Annotated in this window: 6 protein-coding genes and 1 pseudogene; 5 read left to right on the top strand and 2 right to left on the bottom strand. The window is 68.0% G+C overall.

Annotation, left to right across the window (positions count from 1 at the left end; translation table 11 throughout):
- A pseudogene (locus tag ACIQ6O_RS11385) lies at nt 1–294 on the top strand (3'-5' exonuclease); the annotation flags it as partial.
- A 15-nt stretch (nt 295–309) separates the two neighbouring features.
- Here the strand turns inward: ACIQ6O_RS11385 and ACIQ6O_RS11380 are convergent.
- Complete coding sequence (locus tag ACIQ6O_RS11380; RefSeq protein WP_396207908.1) at nt 310–1695, bottom strand: MFS transporter; 1386 nt, start codon at nt 1693–1695, stop codon at nt 310–312.
- A 127-nt stretch (nt 1696–1822) separates the two neighbouring features.
- Here ACIQ6O_RS11380 and ACIQ6O_RS11375 point away from each other — a divergent pair, with 127 nt between their 5' ends.
- From ACIQ6O_RS11375 to ACIQ6O_RS11360, 4 genes are all read left to right on the top strand, one after another.
- Complete coding sequence (locus ACIQ6O_RS11375) at nt 1823–3049, top strand: NAD(P)/FAD-dependent oxidoreductase (protein ID WP_396207907.1); 1227 nt, start codon at nt 1823–1825, stop codon at nt 3047–3049.
- Between the two features lie 153 nt (nt 3050–3202).
- Nucleotides 3203–3757: a hypothetical protein gene (locus tag ACIQ6O_RS11370; RefSeq protein WP_396207906.1), complete on the top strand. Its 555-nt coding sequence runs from the start codon at nt 3203–3205 to the stop codon at nt 3755–3757.
- Nucleotides 3758–3813: 56 nt separating this feature from the next.
- Nucleotides 3814–4473 carry a nitroreductase family protein gene (locus ACIQ6O_RS11365; RefSeq protein WP_396207905.1) on the top strand — a complete coding sequence of 220 codons (660 nt, stop codon included), beginning with the start codon at nt 3814–3816 and terminating at the stop codon, nt 4471–4473.
- The gene (locus ACIQ6O_RS11360) at nt 4470–5045 is read left to right on the top strand and encodes a sugar O-acetyltransferase (RefSeq protein WP_396207904.1); all 576 of its coding nucleotides are present in this window, start codon (nt 4470–4472) and stop codon (nt 5043–5045) included. Before ACIQ6O_RS11365 ends, ACIQ6O_RS11360 begins: the two co-directional genes overlap by 4 nt.
- Before the next feature lie 21 nt (nt 5046–5066).
- On the opposite strand, the gene ACIQ6O_RS11355 is transcribed toward ACIQ6O_RS11360, so the two are convergent.
- Complete coding sequence (locus ACIQ6O_RS11355; protein ID WP_396207903.1) at nt 5067–5993, bottom strand: hypothetical protein; 927 nt, start codon at nt 5991–5993, stop codon at nt 5067–5069.
- Between the last annotated feature and the right edge of the window lie 133 nt (nt 5994–6126).

The following is a 6126-nucleotide window of genomic DNA, read 5'->3' as shown; positions in this document are numbered from 1 at the left end:
GACGGAGACGCCACACCGCTCACACGGCTGCTCGAGCGCGCTCGGCGCACCACCGTGCGCCTGTCGGCGATCGGTTCGCCGATCGAATCGAAGGACGTGCTCAAGGCGCGCAACTATCGCTGGTTCAGCGGCAGCGCCACGCGCCAGAAGACGTGGTTCAAGGATCTCAACGAAGAAGAGGTCGAGACGGAACAGCAGTGGCTGCGCGACCACGCCTACGGCGGGCTGAGCAACCCGCCCTGGCGTCTCGAAAAGTTCACCGCGAAGGAGCGCTACTCGGAGCGCGCGCCGTAAACGGGGCGCGCGCCGTCAGGCGGCAGGCGCGCGCCGCGGCTGCAGGCGCAGGCTGATGGCCATCATCACCAGCATCACGATGGTCGCAGCGAGATACGCGCTCTTGAGCCCTACGAGGCCACCGCCCGCCCGGTCGGCGAGCGCACTGAGCACGGCCACCACCATGAGGTTGCCGATGGCGATGCCAATGTTCACGAGCGCCTGCGCGGCCGTGCGCTGTTTGGCATCCACCTCGTCGAGCACCACGGTGCGCAGCGTGCCACCCACCACGATGCCCACGCCGGCGCCGATGAACAGCGTCGCCACGATGAACAGCCAGAAGGTCTGCGCGGCAAGACCGATGAGCAGCGACCCAATCGCCAGCGTGCCGAACCCGCTCAACATCACCCGGCGCGGGCCGAGCGTGTTCTGCCAGCGGCCAAAGAGCGCCGACGCGGCCGAGGAGCACAACACCAGCGGGAGCAGCAGCAACCCGGCCCGGCTCGGCTCGGTGCCGAACGCCGCGACGGCCACCGACGAGATGAAAATCACGCTGCCCATGCCGAAACCGGCGCCCGTGCACAGCACCCACGTGGTGCGCAGCTGCTTCGTACCGAACAGCGACAGCGGCACGATGGGCTGCGCGGCGCGCCGCTCCACGACCACCAGCATCGGCACGGCCACCGCAGCCGCGACCAGCAACGCGGGCCACATGGTGACGCCGGTGAGGGTGTCCACCGCGCGGTTGATCCCGAGCGTCAGCCCGGCCAGCATGAGCGCCAACGTGGCAATCCCCACGTAATCGAACGGCGGCAACGAGGCCGGACGCGCAACGCGCGGCAGCGCTCGATACCCCATCACGAACACGATGGCCGCGAACGGCAGGTTCACCAGGAAGATCCACTGCCACGTGGCCACCACGAGCAGCACCGACGCCAGAATGGGACCGAAGAGAAAGGCCATGCCGAACGTCGCGCCGATGAGCCCGAGAATCTTCCCCCGCTGCTCGGCGGGGAACGTATCCCCCACCACCGCACTCGCCGTGGGGGTGATGCCGCCGGCACTCAGCCCCTGCACCGCGCGGCCAACGAGCAGCATGCCGAAGCTGTTCGACTGCGCGATGATGAGCGAACCGATGGCGAAGCCCGCGATGTCCATCAGGTAGATCGTGCGCCGTCCGAACCGATCACTCAACGCCGCCATGAGCGCGGTACTGGTGAGCGAGCAGAGACTGAAGACGATCGTCACCAGGCCGATCTGGCGGTTGTCCACGCCGAATGCGCTGCGCAACGCAGGAATGGCGGGCGCGATGACCGCCGCATCGAGCGCGGCCATGAACACCCCCACGAAGAGCACCGTGAGGATGCGCTTGCGGGCAGCAGCTTCGGTATCGACGGACTGATCGAGAGCGAGGGACCCCATGCAGCAAACGTAGCGCCTCAGGCCGCCTCATGCATTCCCTCCACGGGGCCGATGGGCGATACTCAAGCGTGACCAAGCGTCGCTGTATTCCGCAGCGGTGTGACTCTTCCACCGACGGGTTCGTGGCATGCGACGAGTGGTGATTATCGGAGCCGGCGCTGCCGGTACCATGGCGGCGATATTCGCGGCGCGCAGCGGGGCGCACACCGTGCTGCTCGAGCGCACGCGAGATGGGGGACGCAAGATCCTCATCAGCGGAGGCGGGCGCTGCAACGTGCTGCCGTCGAAACTCGACGAGCGGCGGTTCGTGACCGACTCCTCGCCCAACACGCTGCGCAAGATCGTGCGCAGCTGGCCGCTTGCCGACCAGATCCGGTTCTTCGAAGAGGAGGTGGGAATTCGGCTCGAGGAAGAGGTGGAGTCGGCGAAGCTCTTCCCCGCGTCGCACAAGGCGCGCGATGTGCGCGATGGCCTGCTCGCGCTGGCACGGCGCTCGGGCGTGGAGGTGCGCATGGACACGCTGGTCACTTCGCTCGAGCCCGACGGCGCGGCCTGGATCATCGGCATCGCCGGCGATGAGGCACTACGTGCCGACGCGGTCATCGTTGCCACCGGCGGACTGTCGGTACCGAACACCGGGAGCGATGGCAGCGGACTCTCCATGCTGCGCGCCATGGGGCACACCATGCATCCCACGTACGCGGCGCTTACGCCGGTCACATCGGCCCCGAGCGACTTCAGTGCGCTCTCCGGTATCTCCTTGCGCGTGTCGCTCACGGCCACCTCTGGCGTTCGGCAGGCCACGGCGAGTGGTGGATTCCTGTTCACGCATCAGGGATACAGCGGGCCGTCGGTACTCAACGTGTCCCACGTCGCCGTACGGGCGCGCGCGGAAGGCGCAGCGAGCGGCGCGGACATCGCGGTGCAGTGGACCGCGCACGACGAACCGGCGTGGACCGCCCTGCTGCAGAGTGGCGGCACACGTCAGGTGTCGTCGGTGGTCCGTCAGGAACTGCCGGATCGGCTGGCTGATGTGCTCATGGCGCAAGCCCAGGTCGACCCCACCCGCAAGCTGGCCGAACTCACGCGGGACGAGCGCCGTCGTCTGGTCGACGTGCTCGTGCGTGGCGCGTTGCCCTGGCAGGGCGACGAAGGATACAAGAAGGCCGAGGTCACCGGTGGGGGCGTGGCGCTCTCCGAAGTGGACCCGCGCACCATGGAGAGCCGGCGTGCACCGGGGCTCTTTCTCTGCGGGGAAGTGCTCGACGCGTTCGGACCGATCGGTGGCTACAACTTCCTCTGGGCGTGGGTGACCGGACGCGCCGCTGGGGTCGCTGCGGCGTCCAACGCGTAAGTCGTCCGGCGCATTCCCCCATGTACCGTGAAGCACGTTTCACTTTGGCGGAGGCGGTGCGCGCGGTGCCCGACATCCTTAAGCTTCGTGTCGATCGGCAGACACGCCGAACCGCCGATATGGTGGGTGCATCACTCTCGATTTGACCTCTCCGTGTCTCATTCGACGTACGAAGTCATCTACACCATGAGCCGTGCCGCCACTGACGACGAGTGGCAGAAGGCCTCGTTGCTGGCGAACACGTGGTTGTCGCGCTGTGCCAAGGAACACCGCGACCTGTTCGCGGACGCCATCATCCGCGTGGACGAAAACGCCCTGCATGTGGAACTCGCGGGTTCGGAAGATCTCATCATCGAACGCGCGGGTACGCTGCACATCTGGAGCGCGCGCACGGCATCACTCGAGGCCGCGCGCGTGTTGGCCGGCGTCCTCCTGTGTGTGCAGTACGCGCTCACGGCCGACGCCATCCAGCTGAGCGGCAGTAAGGCGGTCGCGTGGCAGTCGGCCGCCGGCGCGCTCACCTCCGTGTGGGGGGGCGACCATGTCGCGCGCGTGATCTTCCCGCGGCGCCACAAGGCCGACGCGCTCGTGTACGTCGACGCCGGATCGAATGCGCAGATCATGCGGGACTACTTCCGCACGCATCTCGAACTGAGCGCCGACGTGTTGCCCGACCACGACTTCAAGGATACTCCCGCAGCAGCCTGAGGCAGGCGCGCGATACGATGGCAGCGGAGACGGCGGCGGCCGAGTATCATCGGGGCATGTCCACTTTCGTCCCTCTGCAGCACGAGCGGCTTTCCGCCGACGAGTCGGCCCGCCGGGCACACGAGTTCGTGCGTCATCTCGACGCCCGTCGCACCACGCGTCACTTCTCGCCGGAGCCGGTGCCGCGCGACTGGATCGAGCAGGCCATTCGCGCCGGTGGGACAGCGCCGAGCGGGGCGCATCAGCAACCGTGGACCTTCGTGGCCGTGAGTGACCCCGCCCTCAAGCGCCGCATGCGCGAGGCCGCGGAGGAGGAGGAACGGCGCTTCTATGCCGAGCGCATCACGCCGGAGTGGCGCGCCGCGCTGGAGCCGCTGGGGACCGATGCCGTGAAGACGCACCTCACCGATGCGCCGTGGGTGGTGGTGCTCTTTCGGCAGAGCCACGGTCTGGATGCGGATGGCAGCAAGCGCACGTTCTACTACACGCAGGAGAGCTGCGGTATCGCGGCCGGGCTGTTCATCGCCGCGGTGCACACGATGGGCCTCGTGACGCTCACGCACACCCCGAGCCCGATGGGGTTCCTTGGTGAGCTGCTCGAGCGCCCCGCGAACGAAAAGGCGTTTCTCGTGATGCCGGTAGGGTATCCCGCGGTCGATGCCCAGGTGCCCGCCCTCACGCGCAAGCCGTTGGATGAGATTGCGGTGTTCCGATGATCGAGGTGCTCACGGAATTCGACGGGCGCGCTCCCGAATTGCTGCGGGCGGCGGAACGATGCCGCCAGCAATTGGCGCGCGCCAACAGTGACCCTGCGCTCTCGCTCGACGAACGGCAGGCGCTGATCGCCGCACTGTTGGCCAGCGTGGGCCCCAATGGCTGGATCGAGACGCCGTTCACCTGCGAGTTCGGGGTGCATCTGCGGGTGGGCGCGCGCACGTTCGTGAACCGCAACTGCCAGTTCCACGACACTGCCGCCATCACCATCGGTGACGATGTGCTGGTGGGGCCCGGCGTACAGATCATCACCGCCACGCATCCGCTGCACCCCGACGAACGCATCCCCGCGGGAGGGAACGCTTTCGGGACGCCGTATCGCACGCAGGTGGCGCCGGTGCATATCGGCCACCGCGTGTGGATCGGCGCCGGCTCCATCATCCTCGGCGGTGTCACCATTGGCGACGGCACGACGATCGGCGCGGGGAGCATCGTGACGCGCGACATTCCGAGCATGGTGGTGGCGGTGGGGCAGCCCGCGCGTGTGCTTCGTACGCTCGACCCTACCCCGTAGCCATCACCGGAACGCCCACGGTCAGAAGAGGCGCTGCATCCCCAGGCGCACGTACGGCACGTTGCCCGGCGCGAGATCGGCCAGCACGCGGCTATCGCGCACGTATTCGGCCCGACGCAGCACTGTCGTGCCGGCGTCGGCGGTGAGCTGCCACTTGCCCCCCTGCGGCGTCCATCGCACCTGCGGACCCACGGTGGCGTTGGCCACGCCGACGGCGTTGGCACCGGTCACGCCCTGCGTCGTCGACTGGCTGTCCGTGAGCCCGTAAAGCGCACCGGCGAGCGAGGCATTCACGCCCACGTCGAGTCCCTTGCGCGGCATGTACCACACATCGGCGCGTGCCGGGAGCAGGGCGTCGATGATCACGCGACGCGATGCGCGCGACACCACGTGCACCACCGGAATGGGGAGCAGCTGCCCAAAGGTCGAGGCGTACGACAGTCCCGCCCCGATCGTCGTGCGCGGTGACACGATGCGATCCACGAAGGCCGCGCCTTCCACGCGCAGCGCATTGCCATAGAAGCCGGGGCGCAGCACCCCCACCACGGTATGACGCTCGCCCACGGTCCGCAGCAGCATCAGGTCAGCGGTCGCCGTGTGCAATGTGGTGGTGCCCTCAGTGGCCCCTCCGGTGCTACCGCCGACCGCCGCCGCACGACGCGGCAGCGGTTGACGCACCGCACGCCACTGCCCGCCCAGAATCACGATGGCGCTCCCCTGATCGCGAACGAGCCGGTGCGACAGGGTCACCTGCAGGGCCTGCTGGTCGAACTGCGCGGGCGCGACGGTGCCGGCCGGCTGCACGACGCTGGTGGCCCCCAGTTGGTCGAGGCGTACCACCAGCCGCTCACGCTGCGCGTGGGCACGCCGCGGGGTAAGCACACCGGCCACGAGCGAAACACCAAGGAGCAACGACGAACGAAACAGTGTGCGGGCAGAGAGGCACATGGGCGGTCGCAGACAGGGCTTTACAGCGTCAGGAAACGTGCGGCCCCTGTGGCAGCACGCCTTGCGGACATCCGCGGGACTCGGCAGACTCAGGCACAACGCTGACAGTTTCTATCGGCGAACTCAACCCTCC

Source organism: Gemmatimonas sp. (genome assembly GCF_044345575.1).
Taxonomy (GTDB): Bacteria; Gemmatimonadota; Gemmatimonadetes; order Gemmatimonadales; family Gemmatimonadaceae; genus Gemmatimonas.
Note: the sequence above shows the minus strand (reverse complement) of the source record. Positions and strands in the feature narration are given on the sequence as shown.

Excerpts from the sequence above, each read along its gene's own strand:
- ACIQ6O_RS11380 (WP_396207908.1), bottom strand. The coding sequence starts at position 1,695 with ATGGGGTCCCTCGCTCTCGATCAGTCCGTCGATACCGAAGCTGCTGCC.
- ACIQ6O_RS11375 (WP_396207907.1), top strand. The coding sequence starts at position 1,823 with ATGCGACGAGTGGTGATTATCGGAGCCGGCGCTGCCGGTACCATGGCG.
- ACIQ6O_RS11365 (WP_396207905.1), top strand. The coding sequence starts at position 3,814 with ATGTCCACTTTCGTCCCTCTGCAGCACGAGCGGCTTTCCGCCGACGAG.
- ACIQ6O_RS11360 (WP_396207904.1), top strand. The coding sequence starts at position 4,470 with ATGATCGAGGTGCTCACGGAATTCGACGGGCGCGCTCCCGAATTGCTG.
- ACIQ6O_RS11355 (WP_396207903.1), bottom strand. The coding sequence starts at position 5,993 with ATGTGCCTCTCTGCCCGCACACTGTTTCGTTCGTCGTTGCTCCTTGGT.